The sequence below is a fragment of the Streptomyces sp. NPDC048504 genome, assembly GCF_043200035.1.
GTDB lineage: Bacteria > Actinomycetota > Actinomycetes > Streptomycetales > Streptomycetaceae > Streptomyces.
This window is the reverse complement of record NZ_JBICXA010000020.1, coordinates 212,623-233,702: the sequence shown is the minus strand read 5'-3', so window position 1 is coordinate 233,702 and position 21,080 is coordinate 212,623. Positions and strand designations below refer to the sequence as shown.

The following is a 21,080-nucleotide window of genomic DNA, read 5'->3' as shown; positions in this document are numbered from 1 at the left end:
ATGCCCGCCCATTTGTATCTTCCGCCAGACGGAATATTCCGTAGCGAAACAAACCGATAGGATCGTCCCATGCGCCGTTCGAAAATCGTCTGTACTCTCGGCCCCGCGGTCGACTCCCACGAACAACTCGTGTCGCTGATCGAGGCCGGCATGAATGTGGCCCGCTTCAATTTCAGCCATGGCACCCACGCCGAGCACCAGGGGCGGTACGACCGCGTCCGTGCCGCGGCCAAGGAGACCGGCCGTGCCATCGGCGTCCTCGCCGACCTGCAGGGCCCGAAGATCCGCCTGGAGACCTTCGCGGAGGGTCCCGTCGAGCTGGTGCGCGGTGACGAGTTCACCATCACCACCGAGGACGTCCAGGGCGACAAGACCATCTGCGGTACGACGTACAAGGGCCTGCCCGGTGACGTCTCCCGCGGCGACCAGATCCTCATCAACGACGGCAACGTCGAGCTGAAGGTCCTGAGCGTCGAGGGCCCCCGCGTGAAGACGATCGTCATCGAGGGCGGCGTCATCTCCGACCACAAGGGCATCAACCTGCCCGGCGCGGCGGTCAACGTGCCCGCGCTGTCCGAGAAGGACGTCGAGGACCTGCGCTTCGCGCTGCGGATGGGCTGCGACATGGTCGCCCTGTCCTTCGTGCGCGACGCGAGCGACGTGTACGACGTCCACAAGGTGATGGACGAGGAGGGCCGCCGGGTCCCCGTCATCGCCAAGGTGGAGAAGCCGCAGGCGGTCGCCAACATGGAGGCCGTGGTCGCGGCGTTCGACGCGGTGATGGTGGCCCGCGGCGACCTCGCCGTCGAGTATCCGCTGGAGAAGGTCCCGATGGTGCAGAAGCGCCTCGTGGAGCTGTGCCGGCGCAACGCCAAGCCGGTGATCGTGGCGACCCAGATGATGGAGTCGATGATCACCAACTCCCGCCCCACGCGCGCCGAGGCCTCCGACGTGGCCAACGCGATCCTGGACGGCGCGGACGCGGTCATGCTGTCCGCCGAGTCCTCGGTCGGCGCCTACCCGATCGAGACCGTGCAGACGATGTCGAAGATCGTCGTCGCGGCCGAGGAGGAGCTGCTCAGCAAGGGCCTGCAGCCGCTCGTGCCGGGCAAGAAGCCGCGGACGCAGGGTGGTTCGATCGCGCGTGCCGCGTGCGAGATCGCCGACTTCCTCGGCGGCCGGGCCCTGGTGGCCTTCACGCAGTCCGGTGACACCGCCCGCCGCCTGTCCCGCTACCGCGCCTCGCAGCCGATCGTGGCCTTCACCATGGACGAGGGCACCCGCAACCAGCTGACGCTGAGCTGGGGCGTGGAGTCGCACGTGGTGCCGTTCGTGAACAGCACGGACGAGATGGTCGACATGGTCGACGCGGAGATCGCCAAGATCAACCGCTTCAACCCGGGCGACACCCTCATCATCACCGCCGGCTCGCCCCCCGGCGTCCCCGGCACGACCAACATGCTCCGCGTCCACCACCTCGGCGGCGGCGAGCGCGACTGACGCACCGCTGAAGGCACTTGTACGGCGCTGAGGGCGCCCCCTGTGACAGGGGGCGCCCTCAGTTTTGTGCGCGGCTCCCGAACGGGCTTGTGGGGCGGCTCAGTTCTGGTAGCTGTGCAGACCGGGGACGGTCAGCGTGCCGCCGAACTGGCCCGCCTGGACCACCTTCACGTTGGTGAAGTAGATCAACGGGATGTTCAGCGGCGGCGGGTTGTCCGGGTCGAACGTGATCGGGATCAGACCGAACAGGTTGCCCGAGATGGACTCCGTGTACATCACGGTGTCGCCGTCGCGGATGGTGGACGTCGAGCCGGCGGCCGCCTGCACGTGGTAGGTCTTGCCGGACTGCTTGTCGTTCACCGTCTGATGCAGGTCGCCGATGTCGGTCCCGCTGGAGATGACGTACTTCAGGACCTTCTTGACCTTGCCGCTGGCGGTCTTCACCTCGACGACACCCTGGTAGTCGGCACCCTTGAGCAGCAGCGAGCTGGCGCTCAGGTACCACGGGTCGTCCGGCAGCAGCACCTTGTTGTCGACGCCGCTGGTGTCGTCCGTGGCGACCGGGCAGTCCGAGGTGTCGGCGCTCTCGCTCGCGGACGGGCTCGGGGTGGCCGTGGCCGAAGCCGCGTCCTCGGCCGCCTTGGTGGTGTCCTCGGCCGCCTTGGACGCCGTGTCGGTCGTGTCCTTCACGGTGCCGTTCACCGTGTCGGTGACCTTCTTCGTCGTGTCCTTGACGGTGTCGGACACGCTGGAGGAGTCGTCCGAGGACGCGTCCTTCGTGGCGCTCGCCGAGGCGGACGCGGTCGGCGTCGGGGTGGCGCTCGCCGTGGAGTCGGAGCTCGACGAACCGCCGGTGAGGATCCCGGTGATGGCGTCGCCGATGCTGTCCAGCAGGCCGCCGCTGCTCGCGGACGCCGAGGGCGTCGCGGTGGCGGTACCGCTCGACGAACCGCTCGAATCCGCCGACTTGCTCGCGGACGGCGTGGGCGTGGCCGTGTCGTCGGAACCTGAATCCGACGAACCCGAAGACGCCTTGCCCGAGTCCTTCGTGCCGGAGTCCGCGTCGCCGGTGGCCGTGGCCGAGGGCGTCGCGTCGTCCTTGGACGAGTCGGCGGACTCGCTCGCGGACGTGGACGGCGTCGCCGAGGGGCTCGCCGTCGTGCCGGCGAGGGCGGCGACACAGTCCTTGTACTCGTCGGCCGTCAGGCTCTTCGACGACGGCGAGGTCGTCGATCCGTTGTCGGCGAGGGCGAGGGAGGACGTGAAGCCCATCCCCATGATCACGGCGGTCGGCATCGCCACCGTGGCTATCGCCTTGCCGGCGGGCATGTGGAGCCTGGTGAACAGCGGCTTCTTGGGTGCCGCATGCCGCGGCCCGGTTCTCACACGGGACTCGTCCACATCAGTCCCGTGGGTCACCTCGTCAGCCGGCACTGTGCCTCCCGTTCGCCCCGTTGTTCACCGGGCTCGTTCCTGACAGATCGTTCGGCTCGTCCGTACCGTCGGCGGACTCGTACGGCGCGGGCTCCTGGGGCTTGGCGTAGTACGACGCGGAGTCGTGCGGCGCCGCCTCGTACGGTGCGGCCTCGGCGGGCGCGCCGCCCTCTCCCTGTGCGACGTCCTGCAGCGCCTGCGGCTCCGGCGGTGCGCCCGGCGCCCACGACACGGCCAGCGCCCCGCCCACCATGGCGAGGAGGAAGCCGATCAGGAAGCCGCCGAGGTTGGACACGGGGATGGACACCAGCGCCAGCAGGATCGCCGCGACACCCGCGAAGGTGCGCACGTGCTTCTGGAACCAGAGGCTGAAGCCCAGGACGACCAGCAGTACGCCGATGATCAGGGACCCGGCGCCCGCGGTGGTGGCCATCGCCAGCGTCAGATGGCCCACCTGGAGATGTGCGTACGGGAAGTAGGCGATCGGGAGTCCGCCGAGCATGACGAACAGACCGGCCCAGAACGGCCTCGTGCCACGCCAGGCACGAAACTGCAGCCTCCGGCGGGCGAACTGGCCGGGTGCGGCAGGAGTCTCGGCGCTCATGGAAAACAGCTCCCTGGTACGGCGTTGCTGTGGTGGAGAGTTGCACCTCGTGTGAAGGCGCTGGTGGAAGGTGGACGGGCGGGGGCGCCACCGGCTCCCCCGCCCGTCGTCAAGTGCCTAGTAGCACTCGTGGGTGCCGGCCGAGACCGACATCTTCAGCCCGCTGAGCTTGAAGGTTCCGGCAGTGGTGGCCCACGCCGTCTGCTTCACGTTGGTCAGCTCGGCCGACTCGGCCTGCTGGGCGAAGCCGTAGGGGTTGGCAGCCTCGCTGCCGCCCTTCATGCCCGGACCCTTGCCGCCCTTGTCGGCGCCCGTGTTGCCGGCCGCCACACCGATGTCGATGTTGTGGAACACAGCGTCGGCGCTGAGGTCCTCGACGTCGATGTACAGGTTCGACGCCTCGACCGGCGTACCGCTGCCGCCGGCCTTCAGCACGAGGCTGACGGACCCGAGCAGCGGGATGTTCGGGGTGACCACCGACTGGCACATGTTGGTGATCGACGCGGACTTGAACGACGAGACCGCGACGGGGTGAAGCGACTTGCTGCCGTCCAGGTTGTAGCCCGAGTCCAGGGCTCCGTACTGGGCGAAGCCCGTGCCGTTGAGCTGGTCGGCCGTCACCTTGAACGACTGGCCGGAAACGCTGAATGACGCGGCGAGAGCACCCTGCGCGAGGGCGACACCTATACACGCCGTAGCGGCGACGCTGGGCACCATGACCACAGCGAAGCGCTTCCATCTCGTCCCGCCACGCACCTGGGACTCCATATTTCCTCCTTCTCGGACGTACATCTCCTGGCCCTGACTGCCCCCTATTGGCGGCTCAGCCGGGCAGGGATGGGAGAAGTGCTACGTCCTCGGGAAGGGGAGCGCCCGTCCTCGGAGGCGCGAACCGCGCACCGATCACCGGCGATCACCCCCGAGCGACAACCACTGGTCGCGCCTGACGCACATCACGCACAACCTTGCTGGACAGGCTCCGCCGAGCGGCGAAGACCCCCCTGCCCAAGAGCCGACTCCATTGTTTCCGGCTCTACTCGGTGGGGACCCAAGAAACCCCGTCGGCCCGACCGGCTGTCGGGGTACGGAAATGGACCGAGCGTCGCCGATCGTGGTGCATTCTCGCCGCCCGCACAAGGGGCTTCGTTACTGGGTAGTAACGGCCGGATAACCGAACAACGACCCGCCGGTATCGGTCGACGACGCTGGGTGTCATCGCGGGCCAGGACAAATCAGTTGACACCCGGGCGGAATCCGACAGATCAACGCCCTCGACTTACTCCAAGTAACAGCGGCCGCGATTACCAAGATTTGGTAAAGCGCGGCCGCAGTGACAGTCCGTCGGCAAATCTTTCACTCCGGCATCACAGGTCACGAGGTTTACCGACTGGTCAGAACCGGCCCCGCGCCCCGCTCAGAACAGCGCCCGCGCCAGTGCCCGCCGGGCCGCCGTCACCCTGGGGTCATCGGCCCCGACGACCTCGAACAGCTCCAGCAGCCGCAGCCGTACGGCATCCCGGTCGTCACCCACCGTGCGCCGCACGGTGTCGATCAGCCGGCTGAAGGCGTCCTCGACATGACCGCCCACCAGATCCAGGTCGGCGGCGGCGATCTGCGCGGGCACGTCACCCGGCTTCTCGGCGGCCTCGGTGCGCACCCGCTGCGGGTCGAGCGTCGAGACACGGTGCAGCAACTCGGCCTGGGCGAGCCCCAGCTTGGCCTCGGAGTTGCCCGGGTCGTCGCTCAGCACGTTCTTGTACGCCTGCACGGCCCCGCCGAAGTCCCCCGCGTCCAGGGCCTGTACGGCGGCTTCGAGCAGCGCGTCGTACGGTCCCGCCGGCACCTCGGCGACCGCCTCGGGCCGGTCGCCCGGCCCGGCGTCGGGGTCGACGGCCAGCCCGGTCAGGCCGAAGCGCTGCTCGGCGACCTGGATCAGCTGGTCGAGGGTCTGCCGGACCTGCGGCTCGGCGGCGGCCCCCTGGAAGAGCGGCAGCGCCTGGCCGGCGACCACCGCGAAGACGGCCGGGATGCCCTGCACCCCGAACTGCTGCATCAGCATCTGATTGGCGTCGACGTCGATCTTGGCAAGGACGAAGCGTCCGTTGTAATCGAGCGCGAGCCGCTCCAGGAGCGGGCTCAGCTGCTTGCACGGCTCGCACCACTCGGCCCAGAAGTCGATGACGACCGGTACCTCGGTGGACCGCTGCAGGACCTCGCTCTCGAACCCCGCCTCATCTACGTCGATCACCAGGTCGGCCGGGGAGACGGCACCGCCGCCGCCCTGCCGGGCGGTCTCGGCGCGCGCCTGCTCCGCCTTGGCCTTGGCCTCCTGGGCCGCCTTCACCGCGGCGAGGTCGACGACTCCGCTCATGGACATGTTCCGTGGCTGCATGCGTCTATCCTCCCCCGTCCGCGCGTGTGAATGAAAAGCGTTGTGAAAGCCGGTCTGTTCCAAGCCTGTTGTGAGCTGTTCGGCGCCGGGTCCCCACCCCGCGCCCAGTGGTTACGCTACGACCCGTAGCGTAATAGCACCGGCCCCCTCCCGGATACAGATACCCGGTGATCTCCCTCACTGCACCACAGGAACCGCCGGTTATGGTCAAGGGATGCAGAGCAGCACTCCCGCCCCGCGCGCCGCGGGACGCCCCCGCAGCACCACCGCGGACACCGCGATCCTGGCGGCGACCCGGGAGGCCCTGGTCGAACTCGGCTGGTCCAGGCTCACGTTGGGAGACGTCGCCACGCGCGCGGGGGTTGCGAAAACCACCCTCTACCGCCGCTGGGCAGGCAAGAACGAACTCGTCGTCGACGCGGTGGCGGAACTCTTCGACGAACTCCACCTCCCCGACCGGGGCACGCTGGCCGCCGACATCGAGGGCGTGGTCCTCCAGTTCGCGGCGATCCTGGCCCGCCCGGAGGCGAAGAGCGGCCTGATGGCGGTGGTAGCCGAATCGATCCACGACGACGCCCTGCGCGACCGCATCCGCGAATCGATCGTGGACCGCCAGAAATGCCTGGTCCTGGAGGGCAGGGCCCGGGCCCAGGCCCGCGGCGAACTCCCCCCGGAGACCGACCCGCAGGAAGCCGCCCGCACGGCCGACCTCATCTTCGACGTGGTCGCGGGCGCGGTAGTCCACCGCACCCTGGTAAGCGCGGAACCGGCCGACGAGGAGTGGGTCCACAGCTTCACCCAGGTCCTCCTGCTCGGCCTGACGTCCCTCACCAACCCCTAGGGCCGGTCCGGCGGATCCGGTCGCGAACGCGGGGCTCGGCAGGCACATCCGAGGCTCTGCAGTCGACCGCCACAACTCCCCAAACTCTCGGCTTCGCCCACCCCCGCAGACGCGGGACTCGCCACGCACATCTCAGGCACCGCCATCATCCCCGCGACTCCCCCGCTGCTCCCCCGCTGCGAGCTCCACCCACCTCCGCAGACGCGGGGCCCGCACGCACATCTCAGGCACCGCCGCCGACCGCCGTGACACCCCCGTGCCCACCTCCACGCACCTCCGCACACACGGGACTCCGCACGCACATCTGAGGCGCCGTGGTCGTCCGCCGCAACTCCCGCCGCTCCACCCACTTCCGCAGCCACGGGCCCCGGCGCCACACCCGCGACGTCGGCATCGGTCGCCCTCCCGCTCCTGGCTTCGCCGCTTCGCCGACCTCTGCCTCACGGCCTCACGGCTTCACGGCCTCACGGCTTCACGGCCTCACGCACCAGGCCCCGATCACCGGCGCCGATCGGGCCCCGCCTATCTCCTGCGACCTGATCCGTGGGACCGGCCTGGAGGCTGCGGGCTCGGTGTAACCCCTCGACTCGTCCCGCAGCACCCCGCAGATCTCCCCCAGCGTCGCCTCCGCCCGCGCAGCGTCCAGCTGGGCCCGGTCATGTGCCGTGGAGGCGTGGGCCTCCAGCCACGTCGATCCGGCCCCGCCGATCTTCCGCGCCCCGCTCCACCGAACCAGCCCTAGAACCCGGCAGGCTCCGTGTACACCCCCCACTCGTCCCGCAGCACCCCGCAGATCTCCCCCAGCGTCGCCTCCGCCCGCGCAGCGTCCAGCATCGGCCCGATCATGTTGGACCCGTCCCGCGCGGCCGCGAGCATCGCGTCCAGGGCCGCCGCTACGGCCGTCTCGTCCCGTACGCCCTTGCGCGCGCCCAGCTCCTGGATCTGGTCCCGCTCCACCTCGTGGCTGACGCGGAGGATCTCCAGGTCGCCGGTGACGGAGCCGTGGTGGACGTTGACGCCGACGACCCGCTTGTCGCCCTTCTCCACGGACCGCTGGTACTGGAACGCGGCCTCGGCGATCTCGCCGGTGAACCAGCCGTCCTCGATGCCGCGCAGGATGCCGGAGGTGATCGGCCCGATCGGGTGCTGTCCGTCCGGGTGGGCCCGCAGCCCCCGCTCCCGGATCTGCTCGAAGATCTTCTCGGCGTCCGCCTCGATCCGGTCGGTGAGCTGCTCGACGTACCACGAACCACCCAGCGGATCCGCCACGTTGGCGACCCCGGTCTCCTCCATCAGCACCTGCTGCGTCCGCAGCGCGATCTCCGCGGCCTGCTCACTGGGCAGCGCGAGGGTCTCGTCCAGCGCGTTGGTGTGCAGCGAGTTGGTCCCGCCGAGGACCGCCGCGAGCGCCTCGACTGCCGTACGCACCACGTTGTTGTACGGCTGCTGCGCGGTCAGCGAGACGCCGGCGGTCTGGGTGTGGAAACGCAGCCACTGGGCCTTCTCGGACCGCGCGCCGTACACGTCCCGCATCCAGCGGGCCCAAATGCGGCGCGCCGCGCGGAACTTGGCGATCTCCTCGAAGAAGTCGACGTGCGCGTCGAAGAAGAAGGACAGGCCGGGCGCGAAGACGTCCACGTCCAGGCCCCGGGACAGGCCGAGTTCGACGTACCCGAAGCCGTCCGCCAGCGTGTACGCCAGCTCCTGCGCGGCCGTGGAGCCGGCCTCGCGGATGTGGTAGCCGGAGACGGACAGCGGCTTGTAGGCGGGGATGCCGGTCGCGCAGTACTCCATGAGGTCGCCGATGAGGCGCAGGTGCGGCTCGGGCTGGAAGAGCCACTCCTTCTGGGCGATGTACTCCTTGAAGATGTCCGTCTGGAGCGTGCCGTTGAGGACGGCGGGGTCCACGCCCTGCCGCTCGGCCGCCACCAGGTACATGCAGAACACGGGGACGGCCGGCCCACTGATCGTCATCGACGTCGTGACGTCACCCAGCGGGATGCCCTTGAAGAGGACCTCCATGTCGGCGGCGGAGTCGATGGCGACCCCGCAGTGGCCGACCTCGCCGAGCGAGCGCGGGTCGTCGGAGTCGCGGCCCATCAGGGTCGGCATGTCGAAGGCCACGGAGAGGCCGCCGCCGCCGTTGGCGAGGATCTTCTTGTATCGCTCGTTGGTCTGCTCGGCGTTCCCGAACCCTGCGAACTGCCGGATGGTCCACGTCCGCCCCCGGTAGCCCGTCGCGTACAGCCCGCGCGTGTAGGGGTACTCCCCGGGCCACCCGATCCGCTCGAAGCCGTCGTACCTGTCCCCGGGGCGAGGCCCGTACACCGGCTCTACGGCGTCCCCCGAGAGCGTGGTACGTGTCCAATCCCTTGGGGGCTGTGCCCCCAAACCCCCGGCGGCCTCACGCGTGCGTGCGGCGTCGAACCGGGCCTGCCAGCGTCGGCGGCCCTCTGCGATGGCGTCAGCGTCCATACCCTCGAATTTACTAGGACGTCCTAGTAAATGTCGATGGGCGACCGCCGTACGCAACTCGTACGGCGGTGAAAGCGGTGAGGCTCAGACCTTCGCGGCGACCGGAGCCGGCTCGGCGAAGTGACCCTCCAGCTCGTGGCTGACCTTCCGCTCGACGAAGAACGCGGCCGTCGGGATCGTGCCCGCGAGGAGCACCCACAGCTGCTTGCCGACCGGCCACTTCGCCTTGGAGCCCAGGTCGAAGGCGAAGAGGAGGTACACGACGTACAGCCAGCCGTGCGCGATGGCGACGACCTCGGTGAAGCTCCCGGCGCCGTCGATCTTCAGGAGGTACTTGGCGATCATGCTCAGGCAGAGCAGGACCAGCAGCACACCCGTGGTGTACGCCAAAACGCGGTAGCGGGTGAACACGCTCTTTTTCATGAGGACGAGCGTAACCACCCGTTCCGGGCGATCTTTCGCCGGGGCGGCGGCCCGGGTCACTCCTCGTCGAAGTCCTCCGCGGCGACCCGGAGCGGCCGCAGCATCGCGAAGATCTCCCCGCACTCCTCGGCGTCGTAGGCACCGAGCCCGAAGTCCATCTCCATCAGGTCACGCGTGGCCGCGTCGCAGACCTCGCGGCCCTTGTCGGTGATGGAGGCGAGGGTGCCGCGGCCGTCGTTGGGATTGGGGCGCTTGGCGACGAGTCCGGACCTGACCAGGCGGTCCACGGTGTTCGTCACGGACGTGGGGTGCACCATGAGCCGCTCGCCGATCTTGGACATCGGCAGCTCGCCCGCCTTGGAGAAGGTGAGCAGCACGAGTGCCTCGTAGCGCGCGAAGGTCAGTCCGTACGGCTTGACGACCGCGTCGACCTCGGCGAGCAGGATCTGCTGCGCCCGCATGATCGAGGTGATGGCGGCCATGGACGGCACGTTCCCCCAGCGCTGTTTCCAGTGTTCGTCGGCACGGGCGATGGGGTCGAAAGGAAGACTGAGCGGCTTTGACACGGCACCAGACCTTACCGGCCGGTCACATCGTGGTCAGCCCCGTCTCGCCCATCGGTCCCGGGAGGTTCCGCGAGGCCCCGCGGAGCCGTACCCGTGTGCCCGGTGTCGTATCGGAGCGGGCCGTGCGGCTTGTGCCAGGATTACTGACTGATTGTCACTGAATGTCCCTCTCGCGCAAGGGAGCAGCATGTCCCGGCTGATCCGCACGTTCGCGGCGCTCGCGGTCCTCGGGCTCGCGGTGGGCTGTTCGTCCGCGTCCGACGTCGACGAGGCCTCCGTCGCCGGTGCCCGGTCCAAGGGGCCGGCCGGCGACATGACCTTCTGGGTCGACCCGGCGAGCCCGGCGGCCGAGCAGATCCAGATGTGGGAGCGGGAGGGGCGCAAGCAGGACGCCGCCCTGCTCAAGCGGATCGCCGACGAGCCGACCGCGCTGTGGCCGGCCGGTGAGATCGACCCGGGCCCGGTGATCAGGGCGGCGACCGCGGCCGCGCGTCAGGAAGGACGTACGGCGGTCTTCGTCGCGTACGACATTCCGCACCGCGACTGCGGTCAGCACTCGGCCGGCGGGGCGGAGGACGCCGATGCCTACCGGGCGTGGATCGGCAAGTTCGCCGAGGCGCTGGGCGACGCGAAGGCGCTCGTGGTGCTGGAGCCCGACGCCGTCGCGCACATGGTGGACGGCTGCACTCCTGGCGAATACCAGGGCGAGCGGGAGCAGTTGCTGAGCGAGGCGGTCGTCCGGCTGAAGCAGCAGCCGGGGACGAAGGTGTATCTCGACGCGGGCAACCCGTCCTGGATTCGGGACTCTTCGAAGCTCGTGGAGCCGTTGAAGCGGGCCGGGGTCGAGGAGGCCGACGGGTTCTCGCTCAACGTCTCCAACTTCCAGACGGACGAGGTGACGAAGAAGTACGGCGTCCAGCTGTCGCGGGACCTCGGCGGCAAGCACTTCGTCGTCGACACCAGCCGCAACGGCAACGGCCCGCTGGCCGGCGCCTGGTGCAACCCGCCGGGCCGGGGCCTGGGCACCCGCCCGACCACCGACACCGGCGAACAGGCCCTGGACGCCTATCTGTGGATCAAGCGGCCCGGAGCCTCGGACGGCACCTGCGAGGGCGGTCCGGACGCCGGGCAGTGGTGGCCGGAGTACGCCTTGGAGCTGGCGCGCAACTCCAAGGCGTAGAGCGGCAGTTGACCAACGTCACTGCACCTGGATCCACTTGGCCTCCGACGGCGTGCCCTGCGCGTCCGTCACGAAGAGCATGTACCAGCCGGGCGGCACCAGGGCCTGGTCCTTGGGGACGTCCACCGTCACCGACTTGCCGTCCTTGACGAGGCCGAGCTCGATGGAGCGCTGCTCGACGTCCGTCGTGTGCGTGACCGAACTCGGCCGCATCAGACGGGCTTTGACGACCCGTTCGGGGTGGTCGGTGCGGAAGGTCGCGCGGTGGTGCCGGTCCAGGGTCTCCGGACCGTCCTGCAGTACGGGCCTGTTGGTGCCGTTCTTGTGCAGCGCGGGCGGGGTGAAGATCTCCATGCGCTGCTCGAAGTGGCCGAGTTTGGTGTTGGCCTGGTCGTCGAAGAGCGGGTCGGAGCCGAACGTGACCACTCTGCCGTCGGGCAACAGCAGTGCCTCGGAGTGGTAGTTGCGGCCGACCATCGGGGCGGCGGCCTCGCGGAAGGCGTTGCCCTTCGGGTCGTAGAACTGCGCCTTGAAGATGTTGCTGGCGCTGCGGCCGCGGTAGTCCGAGGAGCCGTTGGTGGTGAAGACCGAGTCGTCCGGCATGATCACGCTGTTCAAGTACCGGGTTCCCTGGGGGAGATCGGGGCCGTCCTTGAAGACGGGGCTGTCCTGCTTGAGGTCGACGACGGCGGTGCGCGGGGTCGACTTCCTGGACTCGCCGACGCCTCCGCCGCCGAGGATCATCACCTTCTGGTCCTGTGCGGGCGGCAGGAGGAGTGAGGACGAGGTCTCGGTCTCCTCGGGGTCGCGCAGCCCGGCGACCTTGGTGAACTTGTTGGTCTTCAGGTCCCAGATCCCGGGCTCACGGCCCTTGTTGGCGGGTCCGTAGCCGGCGTTGGAGGCCGGGTAGAAGAGCTTGCCGCCCTTGGTGAGGAAGAGGGCCGGGTAGGTGGGGAAGTAGCGCTTGGGGCCCGGGGTCCACTTCTTGGTCTTCGGGTCGTAGATCTCGTTGTCGCCCTGGTCGATCACGCCGACGTCGTCGAGCCCGGAGACGGCGAGGACGCGGCCGTCGTCGAGGCCGACGAGGGTCGGGTACCAGCGGGCCTTCTCCATCGGGTCGACGGGGATGTACCGCTCCGCCTTCGGGTCGAACTCGTAGGCGGCGCGGATGCCTTGGTAGTCCTGCTTCTCCAGGGTGATCTTCTCGGAGAGGCCGTACGTGTTGTTCGCGTCCTTGCCCTTGAGGCCGACGATGTCGTACTGCGCCTGGTTCTCGGTGACCGACATCGGGCCCGGCTCGGCGGCCTCGACGAAGACGCGGACCTCGCTCGCGGTGACCTTGGTCTGCCAGGGCTGCATCACACCGCGGGCGTTGTACGTCACCTTGAAGGCGCGCTTGGCCTTGGGCACGGTGACGTCGAACTTGCTGACGTAGTCGACGCCGGCCGGTGAGCGGAAGACGGTGCCCTTCTTGAGGAACATCGGCTTGTTGGGGTTCTCGTTCTTGACCCGCATGCCGCCGCCGGCCCGCTTGACCTCGCCGTCGAGGAGTTCGTAGCGGGCGGTGCCGCCGGCCACCAGCAGGTTGCCGCTGGGGAGTTGGCTGTGTCCGCCGCAGAAGAAGTCGACCGGGGTCGGGATCTTCTTGAAGGTGTTGGCCTTCGGGTCCCACAGCACGGTGTCGAACGAACCCGCGTTGAACTTCTTCTGCTCATTCCCGGACCCGGCCACGATCAGCACCTTGCCGGTGTGCAGGAGCGAGGCGTGGATGGCGTTGGTGCGGTACTCCTTCGGAATGTCGATCTGGTCCCAGGAGCCGTACTTGGCCATGTACTCGGGCCGGGTGATCTTGTACTCGTGGTACTGCTCGCCGGCGAAGTCGAGGGCGGCCGGGGCGTTGAGACCGGCCAGGACGGCGATGCCGCCGATGCCGAGGACGGTCTTCCTGGTTTTCTGGGACGGCTGGAAGGCCATGGTCTAGTTGCCCCCTGTCGTGGTGCTGGAGACGGACGGACCGGCCCCGGTGGTGGCGAGCGCGGGCTCGGCGGTGTCGAGGGTGCGCGCGCCGCCGAGCAGCGACCGCCGCTCCCGGCGCTCCTTGACCAGCGAACCGGCCCAAACCCCCAGCGGCGCAAGGGAGATGACCATCGCGAGGACCGCCCAGGTACGCATGGCCGCGTGGGTGTGGTCGAGGACGACCGAGGCGGCCAGCGAGGTGGCCAGGAGGATCGCCCAGAAGAGATGGATGCGGAAGGTCATCACCCGGTCCGGGCTGGCGTCGCCGCCCTTGGGCGTGACGACGAACCGGCTGGGACGGCGGATGAGCGCCTCACCGAAGGACTTGAGGTAGATGGGGGCGGAGAGCGCGGACATAGCCATCCCGGCCAGCCCGCCCGACCCCTCTGGCTCGTGCGGGGAGACATTGTGCCGTCGGTTCCACAGATACAGCCCGATCTGCAGGGCCGCCGCATCGCTGTAGAGCATCAGCCACACGGACGCGGCGACCTGCGTGCCGGACGCCCCGAACCACAGGAACAGGAAGCAACTCATGATGCCCAGCAGCCAGTTGACGGCCGTCATCGGGTAGTAGACGAGCATCAGCGTGTACGAGAACAGCCGCCCCGGAGGCATCGTGAACGGCGCCTTCCAGTACTGCTTGATCAGCGTCTCGTACGTCCCGCGCGACCACCGCATCTGCTGCGTGAAGAAGTCGGTCCAGGAGGCCGGCCCCTCCCCCACGGCGAGCACGTCCGGGGTGTAGACGGACCGCCAGTGCGTACAGGTCAGGGGATTGCGGTGCCTATGCAGCTCGAACCCGGTGGCCATGTCCTCGGTGATGGAGTCGTACAGCCCGCCGATCTGTTTCACGGCGGCGATCCGTACGACGTTGTTCGTCCCGACGAACATGGGGGCGCGGTAGCGGTTGCCGGCGCGCTGGATCAGCGCGTGGAAGAGGAACTGCTGCGACTCGGCGGCCTTGGTGACGGGGTTGTGGTAGTTCCCGTACACCTGCGGTCCTACGACGAAGGCGACATCCGGATCTCGGAAGTAACCCATCATCCGCTCAAGGAAGTTGGGGAGCGGCACGTGGTCGGTGTCGACGGAGGCGAAGAACTCGTAGTCGCCGCCGTGCATGGCGATCCAGGCGTTGTAATTCCCGTGCTTCGTACGGGCCTTGTGGACGCCCTTGGGCCGGTTCCACTCGGGAACTCCGTGCCGCGTGAAGTGCCGTACGCCCAACTCGGCGCACAGGGCCTTGGCTTGCTCGTCGTCACCTTCGTCGAGGAGCCAGACGTCGACCGGGCCGGTGTGGGTCACATTGACCGCACCTTCGAGAGTCGCGCGGACCATGGAGAGAGGTTCCTTGCCCGGGACGTACGTCGTGAGGAAGGCGACGCGGGTGCCGGGGGCTGGGACGACGGGGACAGGGTCGCGGGCGACCAGCGTGGCGTGGGCGACGGAGGCGACGTTGACGACCATGAACAGTTCGATGAGACCGATGGCTATCAGCATCGTGACGTCGAGCCCGACCATCCACTCCTGGCCGCCCTCGCGCTCCACCCAGTGGGAGGGCCAGACGAGATAGACGAGCAGGGCGGCGGTGAGCACCGGGGCGAGGCTCATCAGGAGGACAGCGCGTATTCGGTGGGGCTCGCGCGAGAGGAGCGAGTTGTACTGCACCTGGTACGACGCGCCGGACGGCTCCGTGAGCGGTCCGGCCAGTCGGCTGTAGGTGTCGTAGTCGTAGCCCTCCGGCCGCACAGTGCCCTCCAATGATTGAGGAGTGATCGACGCCCGGGGAGCGAGGAACGGTTGGGTTCCGAAGATCGACCGGGCCGATACCCACACACAAGTGGAGATATGAGGGCATGTCGAACTGGGTGCGTCCAGGTGGGTGGGGAGTTGACTCCGGCGGCGGAACGGGGGCCTCCGGCGGCGGAACGGGGGCCTCCGGCGGCGGAGCGGGGGCCTCCGGGGGTGGAGCGGGGGGCTTCCGGCGGTGGAGCAGGGAGTCTCCGGCGATGGAGCGCGGGCTTCCGGCCGTGGAGCGGGTGCTTCCGGCGGACGAGCGGGATGCCTCTCTGGCGGCGGAGCGAGGTGTTCCGGCAACGGAACGGGATGCCTCCGGCGGCAGAGCAGGTGCCTCCGGCGGCAGAGCAGGGGGTTCCGGCGATGGAGCAGGGAGTCTCCGGCGGTGGAGCGCGGGCCTCCGGCCGTGGAGCGGGTTGCTTCCGCCGGTCGAACGGGATGCCTCTCTGGCGGCGGAACGAGACGTTTCCGGCAACGGAACGGGGCGCCTCCGGCGGTAGTGCAGGGGGCTCCGGTAGTGGAACGGGGAGTCTCCAGCGGTGGAGCGCGGGCTTCCGGCCGTGGAGCGGGTGCTTCCGGCGGTCGAACGGGATGCCTCTCTGGCGGCGGAGCGAGATGTTTCCGGCAACGGAACGGGGTGCCTCCGGCGGTAGAGCAGGTGCCTCCGGTAGTGGAACGGGGGTCTCCGGTCGTGGCGCAGGGTGTTCCGGCGATCGAACGGGATGCCTCTCCGGCCGCGGAGTGAGGTGTTTCCGGCGGTGGAACGCGGTTCCTTCGGCGGTGGAGCCGGGTGCGGGGGCGGCTTGGGGAGAATGCCCCGGTCATGATCCTCAGCAGCGTCACGGGAGGCACCCGCGTGCACGACACCGCCGATCTCATCGCCGAGGCCTACGCGCTCGGCGCCGGACCGTGGACGTTGACGCCCGTCACCCGGGGCGCGCTGGGGCAGATCTGGAAGCTGTCCGGGAACGGTTCCTCGTGGGCCGTCAAGGAACTCCTCTTCGGCTGCGACGAGGACCAGGTCCGCCGGGAGGCCGCGTTACGGGAGGCATCGGAGCGGCTGGGCATCGCGTCGCCGCGGCTGCTGCCCAATCGGGAGGGGGCGCATGTCTCGCACCTGGACCCCGGCTCCGAATCCAGTCTCGCTTCCACCTCCAGTTCCGGCTCTTCCGCCGGCTCCCACATCAAGCTGTACGACTGGATCGACGGCACCCGCGCGGACGTGTCCGACCCGGACGTCCTGGACTGGTTCGGGCGGGCCATGGCGCTGCTGCACAGGGCGGGCGAGGGCGAGAGCGGGATGCCGTCCGCCTGGTACGAGCGGTGCCCGGGGGACGACGAGTGGGCGGCGCTGCACGCGGAGGTCCGCCGGGCGGGGATGCCGTGGGCGGACCCGCTGGGCCGCTTCATCGCCACCTCCGCAAGGGAGTTGGCGCCCTGGGTAACCCCGTCCGACCCCGGCGACCTGGTGACGTCCCACCTCGACCTGCAACCCCAGAACGTCCTGGTCGGCCCGGCCGGTCCCGTCCTCCTCGACTGGGACAACGCCGGATCCGCTTCCGCGGAACGGGAGTTGGCCCGCGCCCTGTTCGTGTGGTCGGGCGGGAACGACGGGGATGTGGAGGCGGGGGTGCGGGTGGCGCGGGCGTACCGGTGTGCCGGTGGGCGTGCCGTCGTACGGGGTCCGGAGTCGTTCTCGATGCTCTTCGCTTCCGCGCTGAACTATGTGCGGGTACAGGCCGAGTGCGCCATCGACCCGAAAGTGACCGCCGAACAACGGGAGTTCGCCGGCGATCAGGTCGCTGTATGGCTGGGCCGGATGCCGGATCTGGGTGTCGTGTCGCGGTTGAGTGCGGCGCTGGAGCGGGTGTGGTGACCGACTGCGGGGCTGGGATGGGGAGTTGGCGGTGACGGTACTGGTGTCGGTGTGGGGAGCGGCGCCCGGAGTCGGCAAGTCGGCTCTGTGCGCGGGGCTGTCCCGGTCGCTCGCCGGCGCGGGGCTGCGGGTGGATCACTTCCGTGAGGAGGAGATCCTGAGCCGGTCCGAATTCGCGGCTGTGGCCGAGGAGTTCGGGGCGACCGGAACTGTGGCGCTGGGGACGCTGGTCGCGGCGACGGCACGCTTCGTCGAGTCGGTGCGGGCGCGCGGCGACAACGTGGTGGTCGCGGACACCCTGGTGCCGTTCGTGCCGACGTTGCTGGCGATGGGGCACGGCGAGGAGACGATCGACGCGTTCATGGCCGACCTCACGGGCGTGCTGACCCCGGTCCGCCCTGTGGTGGTCTTCCTCGACGGGGACGCCGGGACCGCGCTGTCCCGGGCCGGGGAACGGGAGGGGCCGGAGTGGCTCGATTGGTACGTCAGCAAGCTCGCCGCCTACGAGGTGAGCCCGCCCGTGTCCGACCTCGCGTCGGCGGTGACGTACCTGCGGCGCGAGCGCGCGGTGACGCTCGACGCGGTTCGCCGGCCCGGGTGGGGGCTCGTCGAGGTGGAACGGGCGGATGAGCTGACTCGGGGTGAGGTGTTGACGGCAGTGGGGCAGGGCCTGCGGCCCTGGCTTCCCAGACCTGCCCCCGCTACTACTCCGCCAGATGCCGTTCGACCGTCTCCACCTTGGACGTGAGGCCGTCCGTCACGCCGGGGCGGATGTCCGCCTTGAGGACGACGGAGACACGCGGGGCGCGGGCCTCGACGGCGGCTACCGCGCGCTTGACCACGTCCATCACCTCGTCCCACTCGCCCTCGATGGACGTGAACATCGCGTCGGTGCGGTTGGGCAGGCCGGACTCGCGGACCACGCGGACGGCGTCGGCGACGTACTCCCCCACGTCCTCACCGACACCGAGAGGCGTCACGGAGAAGGCGACGATCATGCGTTCACGATCCCTTCCTGGCGCGCGCGGGAGGCGATGAGCGCGTTCTCGGCCTCGCGCTTGAGCTTGCGCTCGGCGAAGAAGCCGCCGGTGGGCAGTACGGAGAGGATGAAGTAGAAGGCGGCCGTCTTGGCGCCCCACTTCGTGCGGTTCCAGGCGTCGGCCCAGAAGAGGACGTAGAGGATGAAGAGGACACCGTGGATCATGCCCATGACGGGCACCGCGTTGAAGTCCGTGGTCCGCTTCAGCACCGAGCACACGAGCAGCAGGAGGAAGGACACGGCCTCGGGGGCCGACACCAGGCGGAGGCGGCGGATGGCGGTGGCGGTCTTGATGTCCACAGGTCACCTTCGGTGAGGGAGACGTCCACAGTTTGTGAACGCGAGCACAAACGTTCACCCATTGTGGCAAACGACTGAGCGAGCCGAGACTGGGGGTCGTCGCCGAGCCCCCGGGGAGCGCCCGTGCAGTTCGTTTTCTTCATGACGCTGCCGGGGCTGGTGGTCCTGCTGACCGCGCTCGCGTTCCTCGACCAGCTGCTCCTGAAGATGGGCCGCGCCGGAATGCTCCCCTGGCGGAACTCCGGGCGGCAGGGCCAGATATCCGCGACCGGCTTCGAGCAGCTGCACGCGAGCCTCTCCCCGGGCAAGCAGACCGAGCTGAAGGAACGCCAGAGCGCGCTGGTGATGCGGGACGACGAGGAGGACGGGGACCCGCCCTGGTCGACTGTCGACCTGCGCGCGGGGACGGCGGTCATCCGGCTGAACGCACCCCACGACAGGCCCCGCGACACGCCCTAGGGGGCAGGTCAGGGTCGTTCTCCACCCGCGGGCCCTGTCCTCGACCGTGCCCCTGCGGTTACCTTCGCTGCGTGGCGATGTTTCGACTCCAGGGCAGCAAGGTGCTCGCCGTCGACATGACCGGGGACGCCGTGAAGGCGAAGAACGGCTCGATGGTCGCGTACGACGGGCAGATGGCCTTCAAGAAGATGAGCGGCGGCGGTGAGGGCATCCGGGGGATGGTGACCCGGCGGCTCACCGGTGAGCAGATGACGGTGATGGAGGTGAGGGGGCAGGGGACGTGCTGGTTCGCGGACCGGGCCTCCGAGATCAACCTCGTGAATCTCCAGGGGGACAAGCTGTACGTGGAGTCGAGCAATCTGCTCGTGACCGACGCGGGGCTGCGCACCGGGACGACCTTCACCGGGCTGCGCGGCGCCTCGCAGGGCAACGGGCTGTTCACGACGACCGTCGAGGGCCACGGCCAGGCGGCGATCATGTCGGACGGCCCGGCGGTGGTGCTGCGGGTCAGCCGACAGTATCCGCTGACCGTCGACCCCGGCGCGTACATCGCGCACCAGGGGAACCTGCAGCAGTCGTTCCAGTCCGGTGTGACCTTCCGCACGCTCTTCGGGGAGGGCGGCGGCGAGGCCTTCCAGATCCGCTTCGAGGGCGACGGGCTCGTCTACGTCCAGCCGAGCGAGCGGAACACGATCGCGGGGGACGTGTGACATGGCGTTCACCGAGATCAACTCGAAGATGATCCAGGCCACGGTCATGCCGGGCCAGCGGCTGTTCAGCCAGCGCGGAGCGATGCTCGCCTACAAGGGCGACGTCTCCTTCACCCTGAACATCCAGGGCGGCCAGGGCGGCGTCATGTCGATGCTCGGACGCCGGGTGGCGAACGAGGCGACCCCCCTGATGACCGTCGAGGGCAGCGGCACCGTGATGTTCGGTCACGGCGGCCACCACATCCAGATCATCAACCTCACCGGCGACACCCTCTATGTGGAGGCCGACCGCCTCCTCGCCTTCGAGGGCACCCTCCAGCAGGGCACGATGTTCATGGGCTCCCAGGGCGGCGTCATGGGCATGGTCCGCGGCCAGGTCACCGGCCAGGGCCTGTTCACGACCACCCTCCAGGGTCAGGGCTCGGTCGCCGTGATGGCCCACGGGGGTGTCTTCGAGGTCCCGATCACCCCCGGCCGCCCCGTCCACGTCGACCCGCAGGCGTACGTCGCCCACCACGGCGACGTACGCAACAAGCTGTCCACGGCGCTCGGTTGGCGCGACATGGTGGGCCGGGGCTCCGGCGAGGCGTTCCAGCTGGAGCTGAGCGGCAACGGCGCGGTGTACGTCCAGGCGTCGGAGGAGAAACTGTGAGCCAGTACGCGGGATCGGGCCCCACGATCTACGACCCGATGACCCTGCCGGTCGACGACAACGTCAACAAGTACACCTTCTGCGTGGAGCTCAAGGGGAGCCAGTGGTTCCTGCAGAAGGGGAAGATGATCGCCTACTACGGCGCGATGGAGTTCAACGGCATCGGGCACGGGCGACTCGACCGACTTGTCCGTACGTCCTTCCATTCGCCTCTGCACGCGAGCGACTGGGTCGTGGCGGACGGCTCGGGCAAGATGCTGCTCGCCGACCGGGCCTTCGATGTCAACGCGTACGACCTCGAAGACGCCAACATGACCATTCGCTCGGGCAACCTGCTCGCTTTTCAGCCAAGTCTCGCTCTCAAGCAGTCGATTGTTCCCGGCTTTCTGACACTCATCGGAACCGGCAAGATCGTGGCCGCGTCGAGTGGTCCGGTGGTGTTCATGGAACCCCCGATCCGGGTGGACCCGCAGGCCCTCGTCGGCTGGGCCGACTGCCCCTCCCCCTGCCATCACTACGACCACGCGTACATGACCGGCCTGATGGGCGGTCTACGTGCGATGACGGGCATCGGCGGGGCCTCCGGGGAGGAGCACCAGTTCGAGTTCGTCGGGGCGGGCACGGTGCTGCTCCAGTCGTCGGAGAACCTGATGCCCGAGCAGGCCACAGGGGTTGTGCCGCACGAGCCGGGGGTACCGGGTGGGGGCGGGGTCCCCACAGGCCCCTCACAGCAGGCGGGCGCACCGCGCCTTCCCGGACAGCTGGGAGACCTCCAGCGTCGCTTCGGGCTGTGAGCGGTAGTCTGCGGAGTGTGACGTC

20 protein-coding genes are annotated in these 21,080 nt (G+C 69.1%); 9 read left to right on the top strand and 11 right to left on the bottom strand.

Going from position 1 to position 21,080, the window contains the following annotated elements; genetic code table 11:
- Window positions 1-69: 69 nt before the first annotated feature.
- Window positions 70-1,500 carry a pyruvate kinase gene (gene pyk / locus ACGFY9_RS40190; protein ID WP_393762710.1) on the top strand — a complete coding sequence of 477 codons (1,431 nt, stop codon included), beginning with the start codon at window positions 70-72 and terminating at the stop codon, window positions 1,498-1,500.
- A 99-nt stretch (window positions 1,501-1,599) separates the two neighbouring features.
- Here pyk and ACGFY9_RS40185 read toward each other — a convergent pair whose 3' ends face one another.
- The 4 genes from ACGFY9_RS40185 to ACGFY9_RS40170 form a co-directional block, all read right to left on the bottom strand.
- Entirely contained in the window at window positions 1,600-2,934 is a 1,335-nt protein-coding gene (locus ACGFY9_RS40185; protein ID WP_393762708.1) for a hypothetical protein, read from the bottom strand.
- A complete protein-coding gene (locus tag ACGFY9_RS40180; protein WP_393762706.1) occupies window positions 2,924-3,538 on the bottom strand; it encodes a DUF6114 domain-containing protein in 615 nt (204 codons plus the stop codon). The genes ACGFY9_RS40185 and ACGFY9_RS40180 overlap by 11 nt, the downstream gene beginning before the upstream one ends.
- Before the next feature lie 117 nt (window positions 3,539-3,655).
- Window positions 3,656-4,306 (bottom strand): DUF6230 family protein, encoded by a 651-nt coding sequence (locus ACGFY9_RS40175; protein ID WP_393762704.1) that lies wholly within the window; start codon window positions 4,304-4,306, stop codon window positions 3,656-3,658.
- A gap of 646 nt (window positions 4,307-4,952) precedes the next feature.
- Window positions 4,953-5,930: a tetratricopeptide repeat protein gene (locus ACGFY9_RS40170; RefSeq protein WP_393762702.1), complete on the bottom strand. Its 978-nt coding sequence runs from the start codon at window positions 5,928-5,930 to the stop codon at window positions 4,953-4,955.
- Between the two features lie 214 nt (window positions 5,931-6,144).
- Between ACGFY9_RS40170 and ACGFY9_RS40165 the strand changes: the two genes are divergently transcribed.
- The gene (locus ACGFY9_RS40165) at window positions 6,145-6,771 is read left to right on the top strand and encodes a TetR/AcrR family transcriptional regulator (protein WP_393762700.1); all 627 of its coding nucleotides are present in this window, start codon (window positions 6,145-6,147) and stop codon (window positions 6,769-6,771) included.
- Between the two features lie 738 nt (window positions 6,772-7,509).
- Here ACGFY9_RS40165 and ACGFY9_RS40160 read toward each other — a convergent pair.
- The 3 genes from ACGFY9_RS40160 to ACGFY9_RS40150 all read right to left on the bottom strand — a co-directional run bounded on the left by ACGFY9_RS40160 (window position 7,510) and on the right by ACGFY9_RS40150 (window position 10,235).
- Window positions 7,510-9,246 (bottom strand): methylmalonyl-CoA mutase, encoded by a 1,737-nt coding sequence (locus tag ACGFY9_RS40160; protein WP_393762698.1) that lies wholly within the window; start codon window positions 9,244-9,246, stop codon window positions 7,510-7,512.
- Between the two features lie 84 nt (window positions 9,247-9,330).
- On the bottom strand, window positions 9,331-9,669 hold the full coding sequence (locus tag ACGFY9_RS40155; protein WP_393762696.1) for a DUF3817 domain-containing protein: 339 nt from the start codon (window positions 9,667-9,669) through the stop codon (window positions 9,331-9,333).
- 56 nt (window positions 9,670-9,725) lie between these two features.
- The gene (locus tag ACGFY9_RS40150) at window positions 9,726-10,235 is read right to left on the bottom strand and encodes a MarR family winged helix-turn-helix transcriptional regulator (protein WP_393762694.1); all 510 of its coding nucleotides are present in this window, start codon (window positions 10,233-10,235) and stop codon (window positions 9,726-9,728) included.
- A 187-nt stretch (window positions 10,236-10,422) separates the two neighbouring features.
- Here ACGFY9_RS40150 and ACGFY9_RS40145 point away from each other — a divergent pair, with 187 nt between their 5' ends.
- On the top strand, window positions 10,423-11,415 hold the full coding sequence (locus ACGFY9_RS40145; RefSeq protein ID WP_393762692.1) for a glycoside hydrolase family 6 protein: 993 nt from the start codon (window positions 10,423-10,425) through the stop codon (window positions 11,413-11,415).
- 18 nt (window positions 11,416-11,433) lie between these two features.
- On the opposite strand, the gene ACGFY9_RS40140 is transcribed toward ACGFY9_RS40145, so the two are convergent.
- Window positions 11,434-13,389 carry a galactose oxidase-like domain-containing protein gene (locus ACGFY9_RS40140; RefSeq protein WP_393762690.1) on the bottom strand — a complete coding sequence of 652 codons (1,956 nt, stop codon included), beginning with the start codon at window positions 13,387-13,389 and terminating at the stop codon, window positions 11,434-11,436.
- Window positions 13,390-13,392: 3 nt separating this feature from the next.
- Window positions 13,393-15,177 carry a glycosyltransferase family 2 protein gene (locus tag ACGFY9_RS40135; protein WP_393762688.1) on the bottom strand — a complete coding sequence of 595 codons (1,785 nt, stop codon included), beginning with the start codon at window positions 15,175-15,177 and terminating at the stop codon, window positions 13,393-13,395.
- 904 nt (window positions 15,178-16,081) lie between these two features.
- On the opposite strand from ACGFY9_RS40135, the gene ACGFY9_RS40130 reads away from it, so the two are divergent.
- Window positions 16,082-17,101, top strand: coding sequence for a phosphotransferase (locus ACGFY9_RS40130; protein WP_393762768.1), 1,020 nt, complete (start codon window positions 16,082-16,084; stop codon window positions 17,099-17,101).
- A 31-nt stretch (window positions 17,102-17,132) separates the two neighbouring features.
- On the top strand, window positions 17,133-17,849 hold the full coding sequence (locus ACGFY9_RS40125; protein ID WP_393762686.1) for a hypothetical protein: 717 nt from the start codon (window positions 17,133-17,135) through the stop codon (window positions 17,847-17,849).
- On the opposite strand, the gene ACGFY9_RS40120 is transcribed toward ACGFY9_RS40125, so the two are convergent.
- Window positions 17,806-18,099 (bottom strand): MTH1187 family thiamine-binding protein, encoded by a 294-nt coding sequence (locus ACGFY9_RS40120; RefSeq protein WP_019060761.1) that lies wholly within the window; start codon window positions 18,097-18,099, stop codon window positions 17,806-17,808. The two genes, ACGFY9_RS40125 and ACGFY9_RS40120, sit on opposite strands and share 44 nt — an antisense overlap.
- Window positions 18,096-18,440 (bottom strand): DUF3817 domain-containing protein, encoded by a 345-nt coding sequence (locus tag ACGFY9_RS40115; protein ID WP_393762684.1) that lies wholly within the window; start codon window positions 18,438-18,440, stop codon window positions 18,096-18,098. Before ACGFY9_RS40115 ends, ACGFY9_RS40120 begins: the two co-directional genes overlap by 4 nt.
- A gap of 123 nt (window positions 18,441-18,563) precedes the next feature.
- On the opposite strand from ACGFY9_RS40115, the gene ACGFY9_RS40110 reads away from it, so the two are divergent.
- The 4 genes from ACGFY9_RS40110 to ACGFY9_RS40095 all read left to right on the top strand — a co-directional run bounded on the left by ACGFY9_RS40110 (window position 18,564) and on the right by ACGFY9_RS40095 (window position 21,055).
- Window positions 18,564-18,899 carry a DUF6191 domain-containing protein gene (locus ACGFY9_RS40110; RefSeq protein ID WP_393762682.1) on the top strand — a complete coding sequence of 112 codons (336 nt, stop codon included), beginning with the start codon at window positions 18,564-18,566 and terminating at the stop codon, window positions 18,897-18,899.
- A gap of 77 nt (window positions 18,900-18,976) precedes the next feature.
- A complete protein-coding gene (locus tag ACGFY9_RS40105) occupies window positions 18,977-19,609 on the top strand; it encodes an AIM24 family protein (protein ID WP_327407071.1) in 633 nt (210 codons plus the stop codon).
- Between the two features lies 1 nt (window position 19,610).
- Window positions 19,611-20,261 (top strand): AIM24 family protein, encoded by a 651-nt coding sequence (locus ACGFY9_RS40100; RefSeq protein ID WP_393762680.1) that lies wholly within the window; start codon window positions 19,611-19,613, stop codon window positions 20,259-20,261.
- Window positions 20,258-21,055 (top strand): AIM24 family protein, encoded by a 798-nt coding sequence (locus ACGFY9_RS40095; protein WP_393762678.1) that lies wholly within the window; start codon window positions 20,258-20,260, stop codon window positions 21,053-21,055. The genes ACGFY9_RS40100 and ACGFY9_RS40095 overlap by 4 nt, the downstream gene beginning before the upstream one ends.
- The last annotated feature ends 25 nt before the right edge of the window (window positions 21,056-21,080 follow it).